Here is a 24,514-nt window from a genome sequence, read left to right as displayed (position 1 = left end):
AAAGATCGCAGCCTTCGGCAGCTCCTACAGGGAAATGCATTCCAAATGTAGGAGCTGCCGAAGGCTGCGATCTTTGTGCTTTGTCAGTTACAACTGCCCGTCACGATCGCGGAAACCCAGCAGATACAACACACCATCCAGCCCCAGCGTTGAGATCGCCTGCTTCGCCGACTGCTTGACCAGCGGTTTGGCGCGGAACGCCACGCCCAGCCCGGCAATCGCCAGCATCGGCAAGTCGTTGGCGCCGTCGCCGACGGCAATGGTCTGCTCCAGACGCAGACCTTCCTTGTGCGCCAGTTCCTTGAGCAAGTCAGCCTTGCGCTGCGCATCGACAATCGGCTCGATCGCCACGCCGGTGCACTTGCCGTCGACCACTTCCAGCTCGTTGGCAAACACGTAATCGATGCCAAGCTTGGCTTGCAACTGCTTGGCGAAATAAGTGAAGCCGCCGGACAGGATGGCGGTTTTGTAGCCAAGACGCTTGAGTTCGGCGAACAGGGTTTCGGCGCCTTCGGTCAGGCGCAGCGAAGCGCCGATCGAGTCGAGCACGCTGACGTCGAGGCCCTTGAGCAGCGCCAGACGCTCCTTGAAGCTGGCGCGGAAATCCAGTTCGCCGGCCATGGCGCGCTCGGTGATTTCCGAAACCCGGTCACCCACGCCGGCCGCCTTGGCCAGCTCATCGATGACTTCCGCTTCGATCAGCGTCGAGTCCATGTCGAACACGGCCAGACGCCTGTTGCGACGGAACAGCGAATCTTCCTGGAAGGCGATATCGACGTTCAATTCCTGGGCAACGCTGAGGAATTCGGCGCGCAAGGCCTGCGGATCGGCCGCTTCACCGCGCACGGAAAACTCGATGCAGCCCTTGCCCTTGTCGGCCGGTGTGTCCAGCGGCATGCGCCCCGACAGACGGTCGATATGGTCGATGTTCAGGCCATATTTGGCGGTGATGGCGCTGACCGCCTGCAACTGGCCAGCGGTGACCTTGCGCGTCAGCAGGGTAACGATATGGCGCTTCTTGCCCTGATTGCCCACCCATTGCTGGTAATCCTCTTCGGACACCGGGGTGAAACGCACTTGCTGATCCAGTTCGTAGCCCTTGAACAGGATGTCCTTGAGCACCGACTTGCCTTGTTCGGAATCGGGAATTTCAACCAGGATGCCGAACGACAGGGTGTCGTGGATCACCGCCTGACCGATGTCGAGAATGTTCACACCACCTTGTGCCAGAACACCGGTGATGGCCGCCGTCAGACCCGGACGGTCGACTCCCGTGATGTTAATCAGGACGATTTCGCGCAACGCGCACCCCCGCAACTGGAAAAAAATCGCATTCTACCCACTTTCAGTGACCATCGGGCACCGCGAGCGCTTTGCCGGTCTGGGGCCTGTCGCTATACTGCGCGTCAACTTCACGGACAAAGAGCCGAGCTCAAGTGAACCGGCCCACGCCAGTCAAAACCGATAACTTCTTCCTGCTGATCTTCCGTGCACTGCGCCATCGCCGTGTACCGATTGCATTGCGCATTGTCAGCCACAACGTGATCCTGGTCGCTCTGGCCCTGGTGATCTATGCCGGGGTGATGGGGCTGCAATTCAAGCAGGCCATGCACGAGCAGGCCGATGCGCTGGGCGAAAGCCTGACGACGCAGACCGCCACTTCCGCCACCGAGCTGCTGGTGTCCAACGACATCCTCAGCCTCAACGTGCTGCTCAACAACCTGACCAAGAACAAACTGGTCGCCCACGCGGCGATCTACAGTGTGGACAACCGCATCCTCGCCGAGTCCGGTCAGCGTCCCAAGCACAGCCTGCTGGGCGAAGCCGAGGGCATGTATGAGAGCAAGATCACTTTCCAGGACGTGACTGCCGGGCAACTGCGCATCAGCCTGGACATGGATCAGTTCCAGCAGCCAATGACCATCAGCCTGCAAAGCATGGGCATTCTGAGCGCGATTCTGCTGGCACTGTCGCTGGCTCTGAGCCTGCGCATGGGCCGTTATCTGTCGACGCCACTGCTGCAATTGCGTGTGTGGCTGCGCCGCATCGACGCGCATACACCGGGCATCGATCGCCAGGATGAAATCGGCGATCTGGCGCGCCAGCTGCACGCCAGCTACGCCCCGGAACCTGAGCCTGAACCTGAACCCGAGCCGGAATTAGCCGAGGAAGAAGACGAGCCGGAATTCGAGGTGCGTAACCTGCGCGATCCAAGTTTCGACGAAAGCCGCCCGCTGGCCGCGAAGAAACCGGCGCCGCGTCACCTGGTCAGCACCGTCGAAGACGATGATGACGATGACGCCTTCGCCGACCTGCGCGACGAATCGCTCAACGGCGCCGCCCAACCGCTCACGCGCAAACCGAGCCCTGACGTTCCGCAGCATACCGCCGTACTGGCCGTGCAATTGGGATCGCAGGAACAACTGCGTCGCTTGCCTCGCGCACGCCTGGAAGAACTGCAGGATCGCTATCGCGACTGCCTCGAGCAGGCAGCGTCGCTGTATCAGGGCGAAATCGAAACCCTCAACGATGGCAGCACGCTGCTGCTCTTCCATACCGAAGATTGCGGCGACGACTACCTGACCAATGCCATCTGCTGCGGCGAATTGCTGCGTGCACTCGGCCACCAATTGCAGATCGAGGTCGCAGACAGCGGCATCACCCTGCAATTGCAGCTGGGCCTGACCTTGGGCGATGAGTTGTTCGGCCTGAGCCAGATTGATCTGCTGCTGACCGATTCGGCCCAGGATGCACTGGCCTTGTCGCAACACAGCCGCAATCTGCTACTGGTTGAACGCAAGATCAGCGATGACGCGTTGATCCGCCAGCGTGCGCGGATCCGGCCGATCGCCAGCCCTGAGGGCGCTTGCTGTGTAGAACGGCTGATGGAACCTTATCCGTCGATGCTGGAGCGGCAACTGGCGCGGATGCATGAGCGCCGGGCGTAAGGCTTAAGCCCGATCCGCAAAAGCCCGCAGACGAGTGATTGTCTGCGGGCTTTTTTGTGCGCGGCGTTACTGGAATGTGTGCATCCCTGAAAAGCCCCTCACCCTAGCCCTCTCCCAGAGGGAGAGGGAACAGATTGGGGGATATTCGAGAGTTACATCGACATGCACGTTTGGCTGTGAATCCATAATCGCCAAGATCTCTCAGGTCGACGTAAGACGCCCGACACCTCAGTCGGTCCCCTCTCCCTCCGGGAGAGGGTTAGGGTGAGGGGCTTTTGATCTTCCACCCCACCTCCAGACACAACAAAGCCCGCACAAGGCGGGCTCTGTTCTGACTCGTTCCAGCCTCAGAAGCGAAACACTTCCATATCGGTACGAATCGGCGAGGCCATTGGAATCTTCGGCTGTTTCTCGGCATCCGCCGCTGGCGCTGCGGGTTTCGGCGCGGCTTTACGCGGTGCCTCGGCCACGGGCGGCTGGTTGGCCAGTGGCTTGAGCGCCACCGACAACTGCTCGGCCAGACGCTGCAACAGAACCCCTTGTGCCTGCACCTGGGACGCGGTGCTGCCAGCGTGCGTCTCCTGCAGGTGAATGATGCGGTTATCACGCACCTTGCCGCGACGATCGATCAAACGCCACTGCGCATCGAGAATCGCCGGTTGTTTCGCTCCGGAATCCAGGCGGGTGATGGTCAGCAAAACCTGCACATCCGGCGTGAACCCGGCGGTAGCAGGCGCCAGCACCACACGCTGGCTGTCCAGGTGACCGGCGACCTGACGCATCAGCAGCTGATCGATATCCGACGAAAGGCTGCCAGCCCAACGACCGTCGGTCGCCGCTTGCAGGCTGCCGTCCGGTTGACGTTGCAGCAGGGTTTCGCGTTGCAGGTAATCGGCTACAACCACCGGCCCCAGCAAAACCGCCATGCCCGCGCTTTGCGCAGGCTGAACCGGACTTCCGCTGTCCAGTTGGTACAGCGACACCGGCTGGTGAACGCTGCAACCCGCCAGGCCAAGAACGCCGGCGAGCAACAAAATAAGGGGGCGTAGAGCAGTCATCATCCCGTCCAGGTGGCCGCCACAAGGCTGACCACAGTGAAAATACTCAATAAATATGAAGAACGCTCGGCCACGCCGGCGCTTGAAAGGCCATATCATCCGTGAATATGCGTTCCGACTCCAGCGCCAAAGCGTCGATCTACGCGTTTAATCGCAGATCGAACGCTCTAGGAAGGCGTTCTCGCCTAATTGAGGTTTTCGACGAGCAGCGCATCGACCCGTTGGAAGCCCCGCGGAAGTTTGTTTCCGCGCCGTCCACGCTCGCCTTTATAGTGCTCGAGGTCGTCGGCTTTCAGCGACAGGGTCCGTTTGCCAGCCTGCAATACCAGGGTGGCGCCTTCCGGCAGGACGGCGATGTCCGTGACATATTCTTCGCGACTGGCCACGCGCTCACCGGAAATACCGATGATCTTGTTGCCTTTGCCCTTACCCAATTGTGGCAGATCGCTGATTTTGAAGATCAGCAGGCGACCTTCGGTCGTGACCGAGGCCAGCCAGTTCTGCTCACGATCGGCCACAGGGCGCGGCGCGATGACCTTGGCGTTGTTCGGCAAGCTCAACAGCGCCTTGCCAGCCTTGTTCTTCGCTTGCAGGTCTTCGCCTTTGACCACGAAGCCGTAACCGGCGTCGGAGGCAATCACGTACAGCGCATCGTCTTCGGGCATCAGCACGCATTCGAACGAGGCGCCCGGTGGCGGCGTCAGGCGGCCGGTCAACGGTTCGCCCTGACCACGGGCCGACGGCAAGGTATGCGCGGCAACCGAGTAGCTGCGACCGGTGGAGTCGATGAACACGGCAAACTGGTTGGAGCGCCCCGCCGCCGAGGTCTTGAAGCCATCGCCGGCCTTGTACGACAGACCGGTGGCGTCGATGTCATGGCCCTTGGCCGAACGCACCCAGCCTTTTTCCGACAGCACGACAGTGACTTTCTCGTTCGGCAGCAGATCGTGTTCGCTCAACGCCTTGGCTTCGGCGCGCTCGACGATTGGCGAGCGGCGGTCGTCGCCGTAGGTTTCGGCGTCTTTGAGCAGCTCGGTGCGCACCAGTTTCTTCAGCTTCGCTTCGCTGCCCAGCAGGGCTTGCAGCTTGGCTTGTTCCTTGAGCAGTTCGTCCTGCTCGTCGCGTAGCTTCATCTCTTCCAGTCGCGCCAACTGACGCAAGCGGGTGTCGAGGATGTAGTCGGCCTGAATCTCGCTGAGGGCGAAACGCTCGATCAGCTTGGCTTTCGGATGCTCCTCGGTACGGATGATGTGAATCACTTCATCCAGGTTGAGGTAGGCGATCAGCAAACCGTCCAACAGGTGCAGGCGACGCTCGACCTTGTCGAGGCGGAATTGCAGACGGCGACGCACGGTCAGCACGCGGAATTCCAGCCATTCGACCAGCAGCGCACGGAGGTTTTTCAGCTGTGGCTTGCCGTCCAGACCGATGATGTTGACGTTGACCCGGTAGGTCGACTCCAGCTCGGTGCTGGCGAACAGGTGCTGCATCAGCGCGTCGTGATCGACGCGGCTGTTGACCGGGATGATCACGATGCGGCACGGGTTTTCGTGGTCGGATTCGTCACGCAGATCGGCGATCTGCGGCGCTTTCGACGGTTTGGCCTGCATCAGCGCGGCGATCTGCTCCAGCACTTTGGCGCCGGAGACCTGATGCGGCAGCGCGGTAACGATGATGTCGCCGTCCTCGACGTGGTACACGGCGCGCATACGCACCGAGCCCTTGCCGGTTTCGTACATCTTCAGCAGGTCGGCGCGCGGCGTGATGATTTCCGCTTCGGTCGGATAATCCGGGCCTTGAATATGCTCGCAGAGCTGTTCGACCGTGGCTTTCGGCTCATCCAGCAAGCGTACGCAGGCGGTGGCGACTTCGCGCAGGTTGTGCGGCGGCACATCGGTGGCCATGCCCACGGCGATACCGGTGGTGCCGTTGAGCAGAATGTTCGGCAGGCGCGCTGGCAACACCAGCGGTTCCTGCAGGGTGCCGTCGAAGTTCGGCCCCCAGTCAGCGGTGCCCTGGCCCAGCTCGCTGAGCAGCACTTCGGAATAGCGCGACAGCCGCGCTTCGGTGTAACGCATGGCGGCGAAGGACTTCGGATCGTCCGGCGCCCCCCAGTTGCCCTGGCCGTCGACCAGCGTGTAGCGATAGCTGAACGGCTGCGCCATCAGCACCATCGCTTCGTAGCATGCCGAGTCGCCGTGGGGGTGGAATTTACCGAGCACGTCACCGACGGTACGCGCCGATTTCTTGTGCTTGGAATCAGCGTCCAGCCCCAGTTCGCTCATGGCGTAGACGATACGCCGCTGTACCGGCTTCAGGCCGTCGCCGATATGCGGCAAGGCGCGGTCCATGATCACGTACATGGAGTAGTTGAGGTAGGCATTTTCGGTGAAGTCAGCCAGCGATCGGCGTTCTACACCGTCCAGGCTGAGATCAAGGGAGTCGCTCATGCGGGCCTCATCGGTTCGTTGTCTGGCGCAGCAGCATGGTGCCACCGCGCTGGGTAAATTCAAGTCTGTTCAGGGCGCTCATGCCGAGCAGCACCTGATCGCCATGCAGCCCCGGCGCCACCAGTGCGCGGACATCCCGCAGGACGATGTCGCCCAATTGCAGGCGGGCAATCTTCGTTCGATAGCCCTGGCTCAGGCCGTTGGCCGTACTCAGGGTCACGCCGAAACCTTCTTGCAGCTTCAAACGCTTGGCCAGATCCGCCGGGATCGCCACATCAGTGGCGCCGGTATCGAGCATGAACTCGACCGGCTCACCGTTGATCTGGCCGCTGGCGACAAAATGCCCTTGGGCATTGCTCGCCAGTTTCACTTCGATAAAACCTTCGCCCTGCTCTGACGTAACCACGATGTTCGGATTCTGCTGGCGCTGTTCCCACTGACCGAAAAACCGCGTCGCGAGAAACAGCGCCGCGCACCAGGCGAGGATCATCAACACCCGACCGGCACGCTTGCCCGGCGGTTGCTGGCTCATGGCCTGGCACTCCAGCCACCGTCCGGCGCGGCAAAGCGCCAGACCACCGGGCGGACTTCGCCATCAGCACGCGGGCCAAAATTGTTGTCGACGCCGATCCACGCACCTTCGGCATCAATGATCAGCGCTTCCTCCAGTCCGTAGTTCTGCGAGTAGCGACGTTTTTCCTGCAACAGTTCGCCGGCATACGACCAGCACTGCTCGACCTTGGCCGTCTGCGCATCGCGACGACAAATCTCGAACGCGTTGCGTTCAAGGGTAAACAGCTTGCCGTTGAACAAGGAAATGTCGGAAAAGTCGCGATGAACCGCTTTCGCTTTCGGAAACTGTGGCGGCTGCATCTCCTTGCCGCCCTCACTGAGCAGCACGCAGCGACCGTCACAATCCCACACCGTCTGCTGGCGTTTGATCAGCAGCAAACCACGTTTTTGCCGTTCGGCGGCCAGCCACATCTGATCACCGGCCGGGTTGATCGCCAGGCCTTCGAAGATCGAGTTGAACTTCAGCAGCAGGCCGCTCGCCCGCGCTTCGCGAACCAGCAGCGGCGAGATTTTCAGCCAGTTCGCCGGGCCACTGACCGGCACCTGCAACACCGCCGCATGGGCCTCACTGACGATGTAGCGATTGCCTACGCTGTCGCAACTGATGCCCTCGAAATCCAGATCGCCACCGCGAATGAACGACGCCGCCCAGGTGCGCGAACTCAAACCCCACGGCAAGCCGCTCTCGGGCACGGGCGGCACGTCGATGTGCACGGTTTGCGCCTGCCAGACCGGATCGCGGGTATCGAGCCGATAGATCTGCTCGTCATCGCGATCGGAAACCGTCCACAGCTCATTGCCGCACATGGCCAGACCCGACAGGTTACCGCCGCGCATGCCTTCGACCGGGTGTTCGGAAAGCAGCCGCAATTGTTGCAGCGGCTCGGCCGACACGCTCAGCGCACTCAGCAGCAACGCACCCGCCAAGGCCCAGCCAAACTGCATCAGGCCAGCACCTCGGCGAGGTTGCCTTTGGATTCCAGCCAGGATTTGCGGTCACCGGCGCGTTTCTTCGCCAGCAGCATGTCCATCATTTCCGAGGTTTCGGCGAAGTCTTCGCCCAGCGTCAACTGCACCAGACGCCGGGTGTTCGGGTCCATGGTAGTTTCACGCAGTTGCGGCGGGTTCATTTCGCCCAGACCCTTGAATCGGGTGACCTGCGGCTTGCCGCGTTTCTTCTCGGCGACCAGGCGATCGAGAATGCCGTCGCGCTCGGCTTCGTCGAGGGCGTAGTAGATCTCTTTGCCGAGATCGATACGGTACAGCGGCGGCATCGCCACGTAGACGTGACCGGCATCCACCAACGGGCGGAAGTGCTGAACGAACAGCGCGCACAGCAAGGTCGCAATGTGCAGACCGTCGGAGTCAGCGTCGGCGAGGATGCAGATCTTGCCGTAGCGCAGCTGGCTCATGTCCGCCGCGCCCGGATCGACGCCGATGGCCACGGCGATGTTGTGCACTTCCTGGCTGGCGAGCACTTCGCTGCCGTCGACTTCCCAGGTGTTGAGGATCTTGCCGCGCAACGGCAGGATCGCCTGGAACTCCTTGTCCCGCGCCTGTTTGGCCGAACCGCCGGCGGAGTCACCCTCGACCAGGAACAGCTCGGAACGCATCGGGTCCTGCCCGGCGCAGTCAGCCAGTTTGCCCGGCAATGCCGGACCTTGGGTGACGCGTTTGCGCTCGACTTTCTTGCTCGCCTTGAGACGGCGGCCGGCGTTGTTGATCGCCAGTTCGGCCAGGGCCAGACCGGTCTCCGGGTTGGCGTTGAGCCACAGGCTGAAAGCGTCTTTCACCACACCGGAGACGAACGCCGCCGCTTCACGGGAAGACAGACGCTCTTTGGTCTGGCCGGAGAATTGCGGCTCCTGCATTTTCATCGACAAGACGAAAGCGATGCGCTCCCAGACGTCTTCCGGCGCGAGTTTCACGCCGCGCGGCAGCAGGCTGCGGAATTCGCAGAACTCGCGCATCGCATCGAGCAGGCCCTGACGCAGGCCGTTGACGTGCGTACCGCCCTGAGCGGTCGGGATCAGGTTGACGTAGCTTTCCTGCACCGCGTCGCCACCTTCCGGCAGCCACAGCAGCGCCCAGTCGACCGCTTCCTTATTACCGGCGAAAGCGCCGCAGAACGGCTCGTTCGGCAGACGTTCGAATTCGCTGACCGCATCGACCAGGTAGGAGCGCAGGCCGTCTTCGTAATGCCACTCGACTTTCTCGCCGGTGCCTTTGTCTTCGAAGCTGACCAGCAGCCCCGGGCACAACACAGCCTTGGCCTTGAGCACGTGCTTGAGGCGGCTGATGGAGAATTTCGGTGAGTCGAAGTATTTCGGGTCCGGCGCGAAGTACACGCTGGTGCCGGTGTTGCGCTTGCCGACGGTGCCGACGATTTCCAGCTCGGACGCCTTGAAGCCGTCCTTGAAGGTCATCTGGTATTCGTTGCCGTCACGCTTGACCCGTACGCGCACTTCGGTCGACAGCGCGTTGACCACGGAAATACCCACCCCGTGCAGACCGCCGGAGAACTGGTAGTTCTTGTTGGAGAACTTGCCGCCCGCATGCAGCTTGGTAAGGATCAGTTCGACGCCGGACACACCCTCTTCCGGGTGAATGTCGACCGGCATGCCACGGCCGTCGTCGCTGACTTCCAGCGAATGGTCGGCGTGCAGGATGACCTGCACCGATTTGGCGTGGCCGGCCAGGGCTTCGTCGACGCTGTTGTCGATGACTTCCTGGGCGAGGTGGTTCGGCCGACTGGTGTCGGTGTACATGCCGGGGCGTTTGCGCACCGGGTCGAGGCCCGAGAGGACTTCGATGGCGTCGGCGTTATAAGAACTAGCGCTGGGAGTGGCCATAAGGTCTCGTCGTCAGTCATTCATGAAAGAGGGGCAAGACTTCACAGCGTGGTGAAATCGATTGCCTGATACATATCGGCAGCCATGCCGGCAAAACTCAGCAACGCCGGCAATTGCCCGGCAAAGCCCTGGAAACTGTGGTCGCCGCCAGCCTGGATGCGCAAGGCACAGGCGCGGTAATACTGTTGGGCGAGGCGATAATCCAGCGTTTCGTCGCCGGTTTGCAACCAGACCTGATAACGCTGAGGATCCTGCGGTGGTGGCACTTCCAGTTCGGCCAGCGCCGCGACGTGGTCGTGGGTCAGTTCCCAGGTTTCATCGGTGTAGAGGTTCTGCTGCGTGCCCAGATAACCATCGAACATTCGGTGCGGGCTGACCGCCGGGTTGACCAGCAGGGCTTTCAGGCCATGGCGCTCGGCCAGGTGAGTCGCATAGTAGCCGCCGAGCGAACTTCCCACCAGCAACGGCCGGCCCAGCTCGGCGATTGCCTGCTCGAGCTGACCGATGGCTTCGCGCGGATGGTGATGCAGCGCCGGCACGCGCAATTGCTCGCTCAAACCCAGCCGCTCCATGACCGCGACCAGCTGACAAGCCTTCTTCGAGGCCGGCGCGCTGTTGAAACCGTGGATATAGAGGATCGAACCGGACATTTGAGCTCCCTGGCTGTCGGCGAAAGATAGCGGAGTTTACAGGGAGAAGGACCGGGATTGGGGGTGGGTTCAATAAATTGGTGTGACAGCACAAGCTGCCCTCACCCTAACCCTCTCCCGGAGGGAGAGGGAACCGACTGGGGGATATTCGAGAGTTACACCGACCTGAACGTTATGCTGCGAATCCATAATCGATATCGCTGTTTCAGGCCGATGCACAGCCAAAGACACCGAGGTCGGCCCCCTCTCCATCTGGGAGAGGGCTGGGGTGAGGGTCTTTGATTGTCAGTTCAGTAACCGTTGGAGCCGTAATCGACTGTGAACTCGAAGTCGGTGACTCTTTCGACGCCCGTTTCCAATTTCCCGTCCGGCAACAACCGCAGCCAGCGATACCCCGGCGCCTGCTCGCCCACTTTGAAATCCGCACTGCCCGGCTCGAACTGGATGCACGTCGAAGGCGAAGCCATCAAGCGCACGCCATTGCGTTCGCGATCGATTTGCTGATGCACATGCCCCCATAACACCGCGCGAACCTGTGGGAAACGATCCAGCACTTCAAAGAACGCTTCCGGGTTGCGCAGGCCGATCGGCTCCATCCACGCGCAGCCGATCGACACCGGATGATGATGCAGGCACACCAGATGATGACGCTCCGGCGCCTCGCTCAGCGCGCGGGCGAGCAGTTGCAATTGATCATCCTGCAGATAGCCCGGCACCGAACCCGGCACCGCCGAATCCAGCATCGTCACCCGCCAATTGCCGATATCGACTACCGATTCGAGCAAGGTGCTCTGCACCGCCGCCTCGGCCATGACCATCGGCTCGTCGTGATTGCCGGGAATCCAGCGCGCCGGGGCATTGATCTGCGCGCTCAGTTGGCGGAAGGCCTGATACGACTCCAGCGTACCGTCCTGGGAAATATCTCCGGTCGCCAGCAGCAGATCGATCTGCGCCTGTTGCGCCAACACCAGGTCGATGACCTGTTGCAGGCTCTCGCGGGTCTTCATGCCCAGCAGCTTGCTGTGCGCTTCAGCGAACAGGTGGCTGTCGGACAACTGCACCAGCAGCGCCGGGTCGGCGCTGGTAATTGTCGATACGCTGGGCAAGGCGCTCTCCCGGGGCTAGGCACGCAATGGATGGGTGCGGCAATTATGCTGGGGGATGACACAAAGGGGAAACCGCCGAAGCGGACGCAGTTCACAACTAGCGAACGACTTCGTACTCGTGCCCCAACGCCAGGCAATGACTCAGCCATTCGCCCAGAAAGACATTGAGCTGGGCCTTTTCATCGGGCTGGTGCATGGCGGCGTTCGGATAAGGATAGATGCCGCGAAAGCGTCGTGCATGCTCGGCGCTGATCACTTCGGCCATGCGCGCGTCGTGGTAGACCTGCACTTCCAGTTGCGGCACCGGCAACCATGGCAGGCTGTGCTCCTGGCGTACCTGCAAGGTCGTGGTGTACGGGCAGGTCTGCAGCACTTCGAGGGCGAGCACGCCGAGCATCTGTTCGCCCTGGGTCACGGCGATACGCCGCGCCTCGGGTTCGTTGCGCATGTCCGGCAGCAGTCGCATCAGGCGCGCGTAGTTGGCCTCGCAGGCGGCTTGCAGCCCCACGAGGTCAACCCGATAACGATCGCGCAGCTTGTTTACGACCATAGCCCCCTCACTTCGGCGCGGTTCAGCGCCAGCCACTGCAAGGCGATGATGCTCGCCGCGTTGGCAATCCGTCCGTCACGCACGGCCTGCAAGGCATCTTCAAAGGCCCAGACCGTTACGCGAATGTCTTCGGCCTCTTCTTCCAGCCCGTGCAGACCGCCGACACCGTCGGTGCTGCAACGCCCCAGATACAAATGCACGAATTCGTTGCTGCCACCCGGCGATGGGAAGTACTTGGTCATCGGCCACAACGCCTTGATGTCCAGCCCAGCTTCCTCCTGCGCCTCGCGGTGAGCAACTTCTTCCGGTTGCTCATCCTTGTCGATCAGACCGGCGACCAGTTCGACCAGCCACGGGTTGTCGGCCTTGCCCATGGCGCCGACACGAAACTGCTCGATCAGCACCACTTCATCGCGCTGCGGATCGTAAGGCAGGACGCACACGGCATCGTGGCGCACGAAGATTTCCCGGTTGATCTCGCGGCTCATGCCACCGGCGAACAACTCATGGCGCAAGTGCACACGGTCGAGCTTGTAGAAGCCCTCGTAGCATTTTTCGCGCCGCACGATATCGACGGCGGTCGGAATGGCGTTGGCAAAGTCAGTCATGATCATCCTCTTTACTGCATATCCTTTACGAGATTTCCATGTACAACCGGCAACCTCGACTTCGCGCCATCCTAACGCGCCCGCACCGTTTGATGCAGCCCCTTTACCGTCAGCGGGATGGACGGTGAAGCTGAAACACACTCTAATCAGCTTAGTGGCGAACTGACTGCTTCGTTGAGAGTCGAAGCGGTAACTTTTTTGCCTTCCCCTGCTTTCGAAAGGACGCCCATGTCGCTTTTCAAAATTGCCTCTGTGGCCGCTATTGCCCTTACTCTGGGCGCCTGTGCCAGTCTGTTCCAGCCCAACTATCGCACGCCGCTGGAAACCACCCGCGACGCCTCGGAACAACTCAAACCCGGCTGTTCCAATCCCGATTGCCCGCTGGTGAACATCGACACCCTGCGCTTCCCGGACGAGCCGGCACTGGACGGCATCATCGAAAAACGTCTGCTGCAAATGACCCGCACCGAGAAGAACGCACCCGTAGCGCCAACCCTGGCCGCCTACCGCGAGCAGTTCCTGGCCAGCGCCGGCCCGCGCAACAGCAGCTATCTGCAAGCGAAAGTACGCGAGCAGCATGACGGACTGGTGATCATCGAGCTGTCGAGCTACCTCGACACCGGCGGCGCCCACGGCACGCCGGGTCGCGGTTTCATCAACTATTCGCGCCAGCAGCACAAGGTGCTGAATCTCTCCGACATGTTGCTGCCGGGTCAGGAAGAGGCGTTCTGGAAAGCCGCGCAAGTGGCGCACAACAGTTGGCTGATCAGCACCAAGCTCGATCAGGAGGCGGAATTCGTCGCGAACTGGCCGTTCGTGAAAACCCCGCACGTGGCGCTGACCTACGGTGGCGTGATCCTCAAGTACGACGTGACCACCATCGCGCCCTATGCGCTGGGCCACGTCGAACTGAAGATTCCCTACCCGCGCCTGAACGGCATTCTCAAGCCTGAGCTGTTTCCCGGCCGTAACTGAAGGCCCGGCCCAGCACCAGTTGCAACAGCCCTGCCAGCACCAGCGCCGGCAGGGTTGCGCCGACATCCGGATACAGATTCGCCAGCAAGTGGTAAGTGCTCACGCCACCCAGCCACGCCAGCAACGCCGGCCAGCGCAATGCGGCTGAGGCGACCTGAGCACTGCGTTTGCGCAAGATGAAGTGATCCACCAGCACCACGCCGAACAGCGGCGCGAACACCGAGCCGATCAACAGCAGGAAATTCTGGTACTGCGCCAACGGCGCCAGCAGTGCGATCAGCGTGCAGATCACGCCGATGGCCAAGGCCAGGTGTTCGACTTTCAGACGCAACAGAATCCCGCTCGAGACCGCTGCCGAATGTATATCGGCAAAAGCGTTTTCCGACTCGTCAAGCAGAATCAGCAACAGCGGAATGCCCAGACCGGCGCCAGCCAAGGCCAGCAGCAGCGCATTGACTTCACCGCTCGGCGCAAACGCCAGGGTGTAGGCCACGCCAAGGCTCATCAGCCAGAAGTTGCCGATGAAGAAACCCACAGCCGTGCCACCGAAAACATTCTTCGCGCGCTTGCCGAAACGCGAGTAGTCGGCAATCAGCGGCAGCCACGACAGTGGCATGGCGATAGCAATGTCGAAGCCTACGGCGAACGGCATCGAACCGTCACCGGCGCGCGCCCACAGCGCCACGAGGTCGGCTTTGGCGAACAGGTTCCAGGTCAGCCACAGGCACGCGGCGAGCAGCAGCCAGATGCCCCACTTGCGCAGAATCTGCCGCACGAACGTCAACGGCCCGCTCACCGCGAGCAAGGTCGCCAGCGCACTGAAGAACAGCGTCCACAGAATCGGATTGGCCCACAGCGAACCTTCGCTGAAGGCGCGGGTGCCGAGCAGGCTGGCGGCATCGCGCATGACGATGATTTCGAACGAGCCCCAGCCGATCAGTTGCAGCAGATTGAGCAGCGCCGGCAGGCTCGCGCCTTTGCTGCCGAGGCTGAGTTTCAGCGCCGCCATCGATGACAGGCCGGTGTCGCTGCCGATCACGCCGACGGCGGCCAGCAATAGCACGCCGACGAGCGTGCCGAGGAAGATCGCCAGCAAAGAACCGGACAGGCCCAGGCCCGGCGCGAGTAATGCGCCGGTCTGCAAAACCATCAGGCCGATGCCGAGGGAGAACCACAGGGAAAACAGATCGCGACCGCCGAAGACACGCTTTTCAGCGGGCACGGCAAGGTCGGGGGAATAAGTGCCGGGTTGAATGCTCAAGGGTGTTATCTCAAAGAGGAGCAGGAAAAAGCTGCAAGCGGCAAGCCGCAAGTTAAAAGCGGTACGCGGACAGCTTCTAATCTTGCAGCTTGCCGCTTGCCGCTTGCAGCTTGTTGTGATCGTTCCCACGCTCTGCGTGGGAATGCCTCTAGGGACGCTCCGCGTCCAGTGACGCGGAGCGTCACGGGCTGCATTCCCACGCGGAGCGTGGGAACGATCAGTACGGGGTCAAACTTTCTTGTACAGCTGACTGCCTTCCTGTTTGAACCGCTCGGCCTGCTCAGCTAGCCCCTTGGCGACGTCCACATCGACCGCGTCGATGCGCTGGTTGGCCGCATACTCGCGGACTTCCTGGGTGATCTTCATCGAGCAGAATTTCGGCCCGCACATCGAGCAGAAATGCGCGACCTTGGCCGAGTCCTTCGGCAGGGTTTCGTCGTGATAGGAACGCGCGGTGTCCGGGTCCAGGCCGAGGTTGAACTGGTCTTCCCAGCGGAATTCGAAACGCGCCTTGCTCAGTGCGTTGTCGCGGATCTGCGCGCCCGGGTGTCCCTTGGCCAGGTCCGCTGCGTGCGCGGCGATCTTGTAAGTGATGATCCCGGTCTTCACGTCATCCTTGTTCGGCAGGCCCAAGTGCTCCTTCGGCGTCACGTAGCAGAGCATCGCGCAACCGAACCAGCCGATCATCGCCGCGCCGATACCGGAAGTGATGTGGTCATAGCCCGGCGCAATGTCGGTAGTCAGCGGACCGAGGGTGTAGAACGGCGCCTCGTCGCAGCATTCGAGCTGCTTGTCCATGTTCTCTTTGATCAACTGCATCGGCACGTGGCCCGGGCCTTCGATCATGCATTGCACGTCGTGCTTCCAGGCAATCTTGGTCAGCTCGCCGAGGGTTTCCAGTTCGCCGAATTGCGCTTCGTCATTGGCGTCGGCAATCGAGCCCGGACGCAGGCCATCACCCAGCGAGAAGCTGACGTCGTAGGCCTTCATGATTTCGCAGATTTCGTCGAAGTGGGTGTAGAGGAAGTTCTCTTTGTGGTGCGCCAGGCACCACTTGGCCATGATCGAACCGCCACGGGAGACGATGCCGGTGACGCGTTTGGCGGTCAGCGGCACGTAACGCAGGAGCACGCCGGCGTGAATGGTGAAGTAGTCGACGCCCTGCTCGGCCTGTTCGATTAGGGTGTCGCGGAACAGCTCCCAGGTCAGGTCTTCAGCGACGCCGTTGACCTTCTCCAGCGCCTGATAGATCGGCACGGTACCGATCGGCACCGGCGAGTTGCGGATGATCCACTCGCGGGTTTCGTGAATGTGTTTACCGGTGGACAGGTCCATCACCGTGTCCGAGCCCCAGCGAATGCCCCAGGTCAGTTTCGCCACTTCTTCTTCGATCGAAGAACCCAGGGCGCTGTTGCCGATGTTGCCGTTGATCTTCACCAGGAAGTTACGGCCGATGATCATCGGTTCCAGTTCGACGTGGTTGATGTTGGCGGGAATGATCGCGCGGCCACGGGCGATTTCTTCGCGGACGAATTCAGGGGTGATTTCTTGCGGAATGCTTGCGCCGAAGCTGTGGCCGGCATGTTGCTGCTTGAGCAGGCCGGCCGCGCGCGCTTCTTGCAGCTTCATGTTTTCGCGGATGGCGACGTATTCCATCTCGGCAGTGATGATGCCTTTGCGCGCGTAGTGCATCTGGCTGACGTTGGCCCCGGCCTTGGCGCGGCGCGGGTTGTTGACGTGGGCAAAGCGCAGTTTGGTCAGTTCGGCATCGGCCAGACGCTGCTGACCGAAGTTCGAACTCAGGCCCGGCAGGCGCTCGGTATCGCCACGGTCATCGATCCACGCTGAACGCACATCGGCCAGACCTTTGCGCACATCGATGACCACGTTCGGATCGGTGTACGGGCCGGAGGTGTCGTAGACCGTGACCGGCGCATTGATCTCGCCGCCGAAATCGGTCGGGGTTACATCGAGGCTGATTTCGCGCATCGGTACGCGAATGTCCGGGCGCGAGCCCTGAACGTAGACTTTTTGCGAACGGGTGAACGGCTTGACCGACTGCTCGTCGACCTTGGCCGAGTCACTCAGGTTGATCGCGTTTTTTTCTTTTGTTGTCATCACAGGCTCTCCAGACAGCATCCAGCAGTGGATTGTCGGAGCAGAACCTGAAAGGCACGGACGCACCAGGACCGGTGCTGTGCATTCGTCATGGCGTTCGATTGTCGAACAATATCCCGGACGAAGCACAAGAGGACTCGCCGGGTGACGAGAAATCTTGTTCCCTACGCAGGCGCTAACCTGATCAGGTTCAACGGGATCCGAAATTATTCGATCTCAGCCTCATAGCAAGGCACCCCGACAAGAACCCGGCCAGTCTAGACACAACCATCAAGGAACGCCAACACCGCAGCGAACGCCATGATGAATGGCGTAAATACCCAGGCTGGCCGATTGTTGCCGGAGCAATGCGCAACTACACTCGCTGGGCCTGCTCAGCCTTGACGCTGTGCGGGCTGCGCCTTACCTTTGGCGCCCGGATTACTTCCATAATATTCATGCTAGGGATCGCCTCATGCTGCGCAAACTTTCACTGGCTGTTGCCGTGTCCTGTGCGTCCAACACAATGGCCTGGGCAGCGGAAGCACCCTTGTCGACCAAAACCGATCTGGTCAGCGTCTATCAGGAAGCGGTCGACAACAACGCCGACCTCGCCGCGGCCCGCGCCCAGTATGGCGCGCAGAAAGAAGTGGTGCCCCAGGCCCGCGCCGGTCTGCTGCCGAACCTGTCCGGTGGCGCCGAAGTTGCTGACGTGCGCACCTCGATCGACCAACCCTCGGCCATCGCCAACCGCAGCGCGCATTCCTATCAGGCGACCCTCGCGCAGCCGCTGTTCCGCGCCGATCGCTGGTTCCAGTATCAAGCGGCGAAGGACGTCAACGAGCAGGCCGCGCTGCAACTGTCGGCGACCGAACAGAACCTGATCCTGCAGAGCGCTGAAAGCTACTTCAACGTGCTGCGCAGCCAGGACAACCTGGCCTCGACCAAGGCTGAAGAAGCCGCGTTCAAACGTCAGCTCGATCAGTCCAACGAGCGCTTCGATGTCGGCCTCTCGGACAAGACCGACGTGCTGCAATCGCAAGCCAGTTACGACACCGCGCGAGCCAACCGCATCGTCGCCCAGCGTCAGGTCGATGATGCGTTCCAGGCGTTGATCACCCTGACCAACCGCCAGTACAACTCGATTCAGGGCATCGTCCACACGCTGCCGATCCTGCCACCGGCGCCCAACGATGCGAAATCCTGGGTCGACACGGCGGCGCGGCAGAACCTAAATCTGCTCGCCAGCAACTACGCGGTCAGCTCCGCCGAGCAGACGCTCAAGCAGCGCAAGGCCGGCCACTTGCCGACCCTCGACGCCGTGGCGAAATACGAGAAAGGCGACAACGACGCCCTCGGCTTTGCCAACCCCAACTCGTTCGGCGCGCCTTATGGCGGCAACGTCGAGCAGAGCACCCTGGGCCTGCAACTGAACATCCCGATCTACAGCGGCGGGCTGACCAGTTCGCAAGTGCGTCAGTCCTATGCGCAACTGGATCAGAGCGAACAGCAGCGCGAATCGCTGCGCCGGCAAGTGGTGGAAAACACCCGCAATCTGCACCGCGCGGTGAACACCGACGTCGAGCAGGTGCAGGCGCGCCGCCAGTCGATCATCTCCAACCAGAGCGCGGTGGAAGCCACGGAAATCGGTTATCAGGTCGGCACACGCAACATCGTCGACGTGCTCGACGCGCAGCGTCAGCTGTACACCTCGGTGCGCAACTACAACAACACCCGCTACGACTACATCCTCGACAACCTGCGCCTGAAGCAGGCGGCGGGGACGCTGAACCCGGGTGACCTGGAAGACCTGCGGCGTTATCTGAAAGCCGACTACAACCCGGACAAGGATTTCCTGCCACCGGATCTGGCGTCGGCGGCTGAAGCGCAGCTCAAGGCCCGGCCATAAACAGTCTGGAATGAATCCCCTGTGGTGAGGGGATTTATTCCCGATCGGCTGCGCAGCAGTCGCAATAGCGGTGGACACGGTTTTTCTGAATGACCGTGTTGAATAGTTTGGGGCTGCTTCGCAACCCAGCGGGGATAAATCCCCTCGCCACAGTAAGGCCCGGCCATAAGCAATCTGGAATGAATCCCCTGTGGTGAGGGGATTTATCCCCGTCCGGCTGCGCAGCAGTCGTAAATCCTGCTGGCCAGATCTGCCTGAATCACCGCGTCGAATGGTTTCGGGGCTGCTTCGCAACCCAGCGGGGATGAATCCCCTCAACACAGTAATATTCCAAGCGACTATTGGATCAGCCGCGCCAGACCATCCAGCCAAAGGCGCGGCCATAAAAAATCTGGAATGAATCCCCTGTGGTGAGGGGATTTATCCCCGTCCGGCTGCGCAGCAGTCGTAAATCCTGCTGGCCAGATCTAACTGAATCACCGCGTCGAATGGTTTTGGGGCTGCTTCGCAACCCAGCGGGGATGAATCCCCTCACCACAGTAAGGCCCGACCATAAACTATCTGAATGAATCCCTGTGGTGAGGGGATTTATCCCCGTCCGGCTGCGCAGCAGTCGTAAATCCGACTTGCCAGACCTAACTGAATCACCGTGTTGAATGGTTTTGGGGCTGCTTCGCAACCCAGCGGGGATGAATCCCCTCACCACAGTAATATTCCAGGCGACTATTGGATCAGCCGCGCCAAGCCATCCAGCAGCCGCTGCAATGCGCCCTGATTGCGCCGCATCACCGCCAGCCCGGCCTCGGCCATGCGCTGCGCATCACGCGGCAGTTCGAACAAGCGCTGCACCTCGACTGCGAGGCCTTCGGCATCATCCACTTCGGCCAACGCCCCGGCTTCGCGCAGTTGCGCGGCGATGTCGAGGAAGTTGAACAGGTGTGGGCCGCTGAGTACCGGTTTCGCCAGCGCGGCGGGTTCGAGCAGGTTGTGCCCGCCATTCGGCACCAGACTGCCGCCGACAAAAGCGCTGTCAGCCAAGGCATAGAGAAACAGCAACTCGCCCATGGTGTCGCCAAGCAGCACGCGCGTCTGCGCATCGACATTGGCCCCGGTCGAGCGACGTACCGTGGCGAAACCTTCGCGCTGGCACAGCTCGAACACCGAATTGAAGCGCTCCGGATGACGCGGCACCAGAATCAATAATGCATCCGGATGATTGGCCAACAGGCGACGATGAGCGTCGAGCACCACTTCGTCTTCGCCTTCGTGAGTGCTCGCGGCGATCCACACGGGTCGATCCTGTGCCTGCCACTGGCTACGCAATTCGGTAGCACGCTGCAGCAATTGCGGGTCGATGGTCAGGTCGAACTTGATCGAACCGGTGACGTCAACGGCTTCCGAACGCGCGCCGAGATCGCGGAAGCGCTGGGCCTCGGCTTCGGTCTGCACCGCCAACAGGCTCATCTCGGCAAGCATAGGCGCGGTGAGTTTGCTGAAGCGGCCATAGCCTTTGGCGGAACGCTGCGACAACCGTCCATTGGCCAGCGCCACCGGAATTCCGCGCTTGGCACACTGATGAATGTGGTTGGGCCACAGCTCGGTTTCCATGATCACCGCAAGCCTGGGCTGCACGCGATCAAGAAAACGCGCCGCCGCACAAGGCAAGTCATACGGCAGATAGCAGTGTTGAATGCGCGGCTCGTTGGAAAACAGTGCCTGAATCCGCTCCGAACCGGTCGGGGTCATGCAGGTCACGGTAATCGGCAGCGCCGGATAGCGTTCCAGCAGCGCGCGGATCATCGGCGCGGCGGCAATGCTTTCGCCCACCGACACCGCGTGCACCCAGATGCCGCCGGGCTGCAAGGTCGGCATGCCAAGAGTAAAGCGCTCGCCAATGCGCTTGGCATACGCCGGCGCCTTGCGTGCGCGCAGCCACAGCCGAATCGCCACCAATGGCAGCCCCAGGTAAAACAGCGCGGTGTAGAGAGTTCTATTCATGGCGGCGGAGTTTATCGGCTTTTGTCGCCGATCGCCCGCAAGTGCACGGCAAAACGTTCCGCCAGCCAGCGCGCGGCCGGGCCGAGCGGTTCGTCGCGGCGCCAGACCAGTTCCACCACCAATGCCGGCGGCGTCCATTCGCTATCGAGTTCAACCATTTGGCCCTGATACGCCGAGTACTGCACAACGTGGCGCGGCAACCACGCCCAACCGAGATCGCGCACCAGCCATTCGGACATCACGTAAAAGCTGTCGGCGCGCCACACCTGTGGGCTGGCCGGCTCGTTGCCGGGATAGACGCTGGTCTGCGTCGACATCAGCAATTGACGGTGCTGCGCCAGTTGCTGGCAGGTCACGTAGGCCTGCTGCGCCAGCGGATGATTGACACCGCAGACCGTGACCATTTCCACTCGACCCAGTACGCGCCGCTCAAGGGCTTCGGGGATTTCATCGTGATAGAACAGAAGGCCGAGGTCGGCGCGACGTTCGACCAGTTTGCGCGCAACTTCACCCTGGGCGGCGCTGGTCAGTTGCACTTCCAGGCTGGGAAACTGCTCGGCCAGTTCACCGAAACTTTCCACCAGCGCCTGATACGGCATCGCCTCGTCCTGAGCCACTCGCAACTGCGCCTCCTGACCGCGCAGCATCGCCATGGCCCTGCCGTTGAGGCGCTCGCACTGGCGCAACACTTCCCGCGCTTCCTCCAGTAACGCCGCGCCCGCCTCGGTGAGTATCGGCTGCCGACCGCTGCTGCGTTCGAACAGGCTCACGCCCAAATCCTCTTCGAGCATCGCAACGGCGCTGCTGATCGCCGACTGCGCCTTGCGTTGTCGCCGTGCCACGGCGGAGAAAGACCGCTGTTCAGCGACATCGACAAATACCCGCAGCTGATCGAGATTCCATTGCATGCTTGCTACCAACCCATCTACAGAACAGATAGGTAATGACTTTACCCCATCTGAGCAATCCCTAGAATGTCACTGCAGCAAGCAATGATTTATTTGAGGATCAAACCATGAACGCCTACGTCTATCTGGCCATCGCCATCTGCGCCGAAGTGATCGCCACCGTTTCGATGAAAGCGGTCAAGGGCTTCAGCACGCCGCTGCCGCTGATTCTGGTGATTGTCGGCTACGGGATCGCATTCTGGATGCTAACGCTGGTGGTGCGCACCGTACCGGTGGGCGTTGCCTACGCGGTCTGGGCGGGGATGGGCATTGTCATGGTCAGCGTCGCCGCTCTGTTCATTTACGGGCAGAAGCTCGACGTACCGGCGATGCTGGGGATGGCGTTGATCGTGCTGGGGGTCGTGGTGATTCAGCTGTTTTCGAAAACTGCGGGGCACTGAAGAAAAAGATCGCAGCCTTCGGCAGCTCCTACAGGTAACGCATTCCAAGGTAGGAGCTGCCGAAGGCTGCGATCTTTTTTGACATCGGAGGCCGATGTCTGAGTCTGTATACTGCGCCCTCGTCTTGAACACTGAGGTCGCTGCATGCCATCCGTTATTTCCACCGACGTTCTGATTGTCGGCGCTGGTGTCGCCGGCCTCTGGCTGAATGCGCGCCTGCGCGGTCAGGGTTTTTCGACCGTGCTGGTGGAAAGCGCCAGCCTCGGTGGCGGGCAGAGCGTGAAGTCCCAGGGCATCATCCACGGCGGCGCCAAGTACGCGCTGCACGGCGCGCTGACCGGGGCCTCGGAAGCCATCGCCGACATGCCGCGCCGCTGGCGCGAGGCGCTGGCCGGTAATGGTGAGCTGGATCTGTCCGGCGTGCGCCTGCTGTCCGAAGCCCATTACCTGTGGTCGCCAGGCACTTTGGCCGGCAATCTGACCAGTTTCTTCGCCAGTAAAGCCGTGCGTGGCCGGGTCGATCAGGTCAAGGGCGATGAACTGCCGCTGGCCCTGCAGGACAAGCGTTTCAAGGGCAAGGTCTATCGCCTCGCCGAATTGGTAGTGGATGTCCCGTGCCTGATCCAGCGTCTGGCCGAGCTGGCCGGTGACGGTCTGCTCGCCGGGCAGGTCATCGAGCCGCTGCTGGAAGCCGGCGTGCTGGTCGGCCTGAAAGTCGATGGGCGTGAGATCCGCGCCCAGCGCATCGTCCTCAGTGCTGGCGCCGGCACTGCCGAACTGCTCGAAGCGTTGGGCCTCAGTCGTCCGGCCATGCAGCGCCGACCACTGCACATGATCCTCGCTAAAGGTCCCGGCTTGAAACCGTTGTACGCGCACTGCCTGGGCGGCGGCACCAAGCCGCGCATCACCGTGACCACGCACCCGGCCGCTGACGGCCAGTGGGTCTGGTACATGGGCGGCGACATTGCCGAAAGCGAAGGCGTGGCCCGCGAGCCGGCCGAACAGATCGCCACCGCGCGAAAGGAAATCGCCCAGCTGCTGCCGTGGATCGACCTCAGCACCACGCAATGGGCGACCCTGCGCGTCGATCGCGCCGAGCCGCTGCAAACCGGCCTGACCCGCCCGGACAACGCGTTCCTCGCCGAAGAAGGTCGCTTGCTCGTCGGTTGGCCGACCAAACTGGCACTGGCGCCAGACTTCGCCGACCGCGTTATCGCCTCGCTGCAACGCGACGGCATCCAGCCGCAGGTGACTGAACCGCTGCCGCCGCTGCCGAAACCGCCGCTCGGTGTACCCGCGTGGGAGCAACTGCTGCCATGACCATCGCCACTCTGCACGAACTGCATCGCCCGCTGGGCAGCACCGGCCTGACGGTGTCGCCGCTGGGTCTGGGCACAGTCAAACTCGGCCGCGATCAAGGGGTGAAATACCCCAACGGCTTTCAGATTCCCGACGATGACGAGGCGCGCATGCTGCTGCGCCAGGCGCGGGATCTGGGCATCAACCTGATCGACACCGCACCGGCCTATGGTCGCAGCGAAGAACGCCTCGGCCCGCTGCTACGCGGCCAGCGACAGGATTGGGTGATTGTCAGCAAGGTCGGCGAAGAGTTTGCCGATGGCGTGTCGCGCCACGACTTCAGCGCTGCGCACACGCGAATGTCGGTCGAGCGCAGCCTGCAACGTTTGGAAACGGATTTCATCGATCTGGTCCTCGTGCACTCGGACGGCAACGACATGGCCATCCTTGAGCACGAAGAGGTCTACGCCACCCTCGCGGCGCTGAAGGCCGAGGGCAAGATTCGCGGCTTCGGCTTTTCCGGCAAAACCGTCGAAGGCGGCTTGAAAGCGCTGGAGCAAGGCGACTGCGCGATGGTCACCTACAATCTGAACGAACAAAACGAAAAGGCGGTCATTGACTATGCTGCTGCCCACGGCAAAGCCATTCTGGTGAAAAAAGCCTTGGCCAGCGGTCATGTCTGTCTGAGTCCGGGAGTCGATCCGGTGCGCGCCAGCTTCGAGTTGCTGTTCACTCATCCCGGCGTCGCCAGTGCTATTGTCGGCACAATCAATCCGCTGCACCTCGCCCATAACGTAGCGACCGTTGCCCAGGTCCTGCGTAGTCACTGACG

20 protein-coding genes and 1 riboswitch are annotated in these 24,514 nt (G+C 61.6%); of the genes, 6 read left to right on the top strand and 14 right to left on the bottom strand.

What is annotated here, in order from left to right; translation table 11 throughout:
- Window positions 1-87: 87 nt before the first annotated feature.
- Window positions 88-1,302 carry a phosphoserine phosphatase SerB gene (serB, locus tag OK411_RS03595; protein ID WP_016771966.1) on the bottom strand — a complete coding sequence of 405 codons (1,215 nt, stop codon included), beginning with the start codon at window positions 1,300-1,302 and terminating at the stop codon, window positions 88-90.
- A 134-nt stretch (window positions 1,303-1,436) separates the two neighbouring features.
- Between serB and OK411_RS03590 the strand changes: the two genes are divergently transcribed.
- On the top strand, window positions 1,437-2,948 hold the full coding sequence (locus tag OK411_RS03590; protein ID WP_264364430.1) for an AhpA/YtjB family protein: 1,512 nt from the start codon (window positions 1,437-1,439) through the stop codon (window positions 2,946-2,948).
- 347 nt (window positions 2,949-3,295) lie between these two features.
- Here OK411_RS03590 and OK411_RS03585 read toward each other — a convergent pair whose 3' ends face one another.
- The 9 genes from OK411_RS03585 to OK411_RS03545 all read right to left on the bottom strand — a co-directional run bounded on the left by OK411_RS03585 (window position 3,296) and on the right by OK411_RS03545 (window position 12,795).
- Window positions 3,296-4,006: a membrane integrity-associated transporter subunit PqiC gene (locus OK411_RS03585; RefSeq protein WP_024011350.1), complete on the bottom strand. Its 711-nt coding sequence runs from the start codon at window positions 4,004-4,006 to the stop codon at window positions 3,296-3,298.
- A 185-nt stretch (window positions 4,007-4,191) separates the two neighbouring features.
- Window positions 4,192-6,456, bottom strand: a complete 2,265-nt coding sequence (gene parC, locus OK411_RS03580; protein ID WP_197891739.1) for a DNA topoisomerase IV subunit A — start codon at window positions 6,454-6,456, stop codon at window positions 4,192-4,194.
- A gap of 7 nt (window positions 6,457-6,463) precedes the next feature.
- Window positions 6,464-6,988: a TIGR02281 family clan AA aspartic protease gene (locus OK411_RS03575; protein WP_024011348.1), complete on the bottom strand. Its 525-nt coding sequence runs from the start codon at window positions 6,986-6,988 to the stop codon at window positions 6,464-6,466.
- Window positions 6,985-7,974: an esterase-like activity of phytase family protein gene (locus OK411_RS03570; RefSeq protein WP_136492349.1), complete on the bottom strand. Its 990-nt coding sequence runs from the start codon at window positions 7,972-7,974 to the stop codon at window positions 6,985-6,987. The genes OK411_RS03575 and OK411_RS03570 overlap by 4 nt, the downstream gene beginning before the upstream one ends.
- On the bottom strand, window positions 7,974-9,881 hold the full coding sequence (gene parE / locus OK411_RS03565) for a DNA topoisomerase IV subunit B (protein WP_024011346.1): 1,908 nt from the start codon (window positions 9,879-9,881) through the stop codon (window positions 7,974-7,976). The genes OK411_RS03570 and parE overlap by 1 nt, the downstream gene beginning before the upstream one ends.
- A gap of 41 nt (window positions 9,882-9,922) precedes the next feature.
- Window positions 9,923-10,531 (bottom strand): YqiA/YcfP family alpha/beta fold hydrolase, encoded by a 609-nt coding sequence (locus tag OK411_RS03560; protein ID WP_217879212.1) that lies wholly within the window; start codon window positions 10,529-10,531, stop codon window positions 9,923-9,925.
- A 290-nt stretch (window positions 10,532-10,821) separates the two neighbouring features.
- Window positions 10,822-11,637, bottom strand: a complete 816-nt coding sequence (gene cpdA, locus OK411_RS03555) for a 3',5'-cyclic-AMP phosphodiesterase (protein ID WP_217879211.1) — start codon at window positions 11,635-11,637, stop codon at window positions 10,822-10,824.
- 97 nt (window positions 11,638-11,734) lie between these two features.
- Window positions 11,735-12,187 carry a DUF1249 domain-containing protein gene (locus OK411_RS03550; protein ID WP_039756811.1) on the bottom strand — a complete coding sequence of 151 codons (453 nt, stop codon included), beginning with the start codon at window positions 12,185-12,187 and terminating at the stop codon, window positions 11,735-11,737.
- Complete coding sequence (locus OK411_RS03545; protein ID WP_024011344.1) at window positions 12,178-12,795, bottom strand: NUDIX domain-containing protein; 618 nt, start codon at window positions 12,793-12,795, stop codon at window positions 12,178-12,180. The genes OK411_RS03550 and OK411_RS03545 overlap by 10 nt, the downstream gene beginning before the upstream one ends.
- Window positions 12,796-13,023: 228 nt before the next feature.
- Here OK411_RS03545 and OK411_RS03540 point away from each other — a divergent pair, with 228 nt between their 5' ends.
- Complete coding sequence (locus OK411_RS03540; protein ID WP_016771974.1) at window positions 13,024-13,770, top strand: RsiV family protein; 747 nt, start codon at window positions 13,024-13,026, stop codon at window positions 13,768-13,770.
- On the opposite strand, the gene cytX is transcribed toward OK411_RS03540, so the two are convergent.
- The gene (cytX, locus tag OK411_RS03535) at window positions 13,739-15,031 is read right to left on the bottom strand and encodes a putative hydroxymethylpyrimidine transporter CytX (RefSeq protein ID WP_264364429.1); all 1,293 of its coding nucleotides are present in this window, start codon (window positions 15,029-15,031) and stop codon (window positions 13,739-13,741) included. The two genes, OK411_RS03540 and cytX, sit on opposite strands and share 32 nt — an antisense overlap.
- 228 nt (window positions 15,032-15,259) lie before the next feature.
- Window positions 15,260-17,149, bottom strand: coding sequence for a phosphomethylpyrimidine synthase ThiC (gene thiC / locus OK411_RS03530; protein WP_122610342.1), 1,890 nt, complete (start codon window positions 17,147-17,149; stop codon window positions 15,260-15,262).
- A 144-nt stretch (window positions 17,150-17,293) separates the two neighbouring features.
- Window positions 17,294-17,399, bottom strand: a riboswitch (TPP riboswitch).
- 204 nt (window positions 17,400-17,603) lie between these two features.
- Between thiC and OK411_RS03525 the strand changes: the two genes are divergently transcribed.
- Window positions 17,604-19,037 carry a TolC family outer membrane protein gene (locus tag OK411_RS03525; protein WP_016771977.1) on the top strand — a complete coding sequence of 478 codons (1,434 nt, stop codon included), beginning with the start codon at window positions 17,604-17,606 and terminating at the stop codon, window positions 19,035-19,037.
- A 723-nt stretch (window positions 19,038-19,760) separates the two neighbouring features.
- Here the strand turns inward: OK411_RS03525 and waaA are convergent.
- Together waaA and OK411_RS03515 are read right to left on the bottom strand one after the other, a co-directional pair.
- Window positions 19,761-21,035 carry a lipid IV(A) 3-deoxy-D-manno-octulosonic acid transferase gene (waaA, locus tag OK411_RS03520; RefSeq protein WP_024011340.1) on the bottom strand — a complete coding sequence of 425 codons (1,275 nt, stop codon included), beginning with the start codon at window positions 21,033-21,035 and terminating at the stop codon, window positions 19,761-19,763.
- Window positions 21,036-21,046: 11 nt separating this feature from the next.
- Window positions 21,047-21,943, bottom strand: a complete 897-nt coding sequence (locus tag OK411_RS03515) for a LysR family transcriptional regulator (protein ID WP_110602705.1) — start codon at window positions 21,941-21,943, stop codon at window positions 21,047-21,049.
- 107 nt (window positions 21,944-22,050) lie between these two features.
- Here OK411_RS03515 and OK411_RS03510 point away from each other — a divergent pair, with 107 nt between their 5' ends.
- The 3 genes from OK411_RS03510 to OK411_RS03500 all read left to right on the top strand — a co-directional run bounded on the left by OK411_RS03510 (window position 22,051) and on the right by OK411_RS03500 (window position 24,512).
- Window positions 22,051-22,383: a DMT family transporter gene (locus OK411_RS03510; protein WP_016771980.1), complete on the top strand. Its 333-nt coding sequence runs from the start codon at window positions 22,051-22,053 to the stop codon at window positions 22,381-22,383.
- A gap of 144 nt (window positions 22,384-22,527) precedes the next feature.
- Window positions 22,528-23,703: an NAD(P)/FAD-dependent oxidoreductase gene (locus OK411_RS03505; protein ID WP_264364428.1), complete on the top strand. Its 1,176-nt coding sequence runs from the start codon at window positions 22,528-22,530 to the stop codon at window positions 23,701-23,703.
- Complete coding sequence (locus tag OK411_RS03500; RefSeq protein WP_264364427.1) at window positions 23,700-24,512, top strand: aldo/keto reductase; 813 nt, start codon at window positions 23,700-23,702, stop codon at window positions 24,510-24,512. The genes OK411_RS03505 and OK411_RS03500 overlap by 4 nt, the downstream gene beginning before the upstream one ends.
- Window positions 24,513-24,514: the final 2 nt, after the last annotated feature.

This window comes from Pseudomonas sp. RG1 (assembly GCF_025910115.1).
Taxonomy (GTDB): domain Bacteria; phylum Pseudomonadota; class Gammaproteobacteria; order Pseudomonadales; family Pseudomonadaceae; genus Aquipseudomonas; species Aquipseudomonas atacamensis.
Note: the sequence above shows the minus strand (reverse complement) of the source record. Positions and strands in the feature narration are given on the sequence as shown.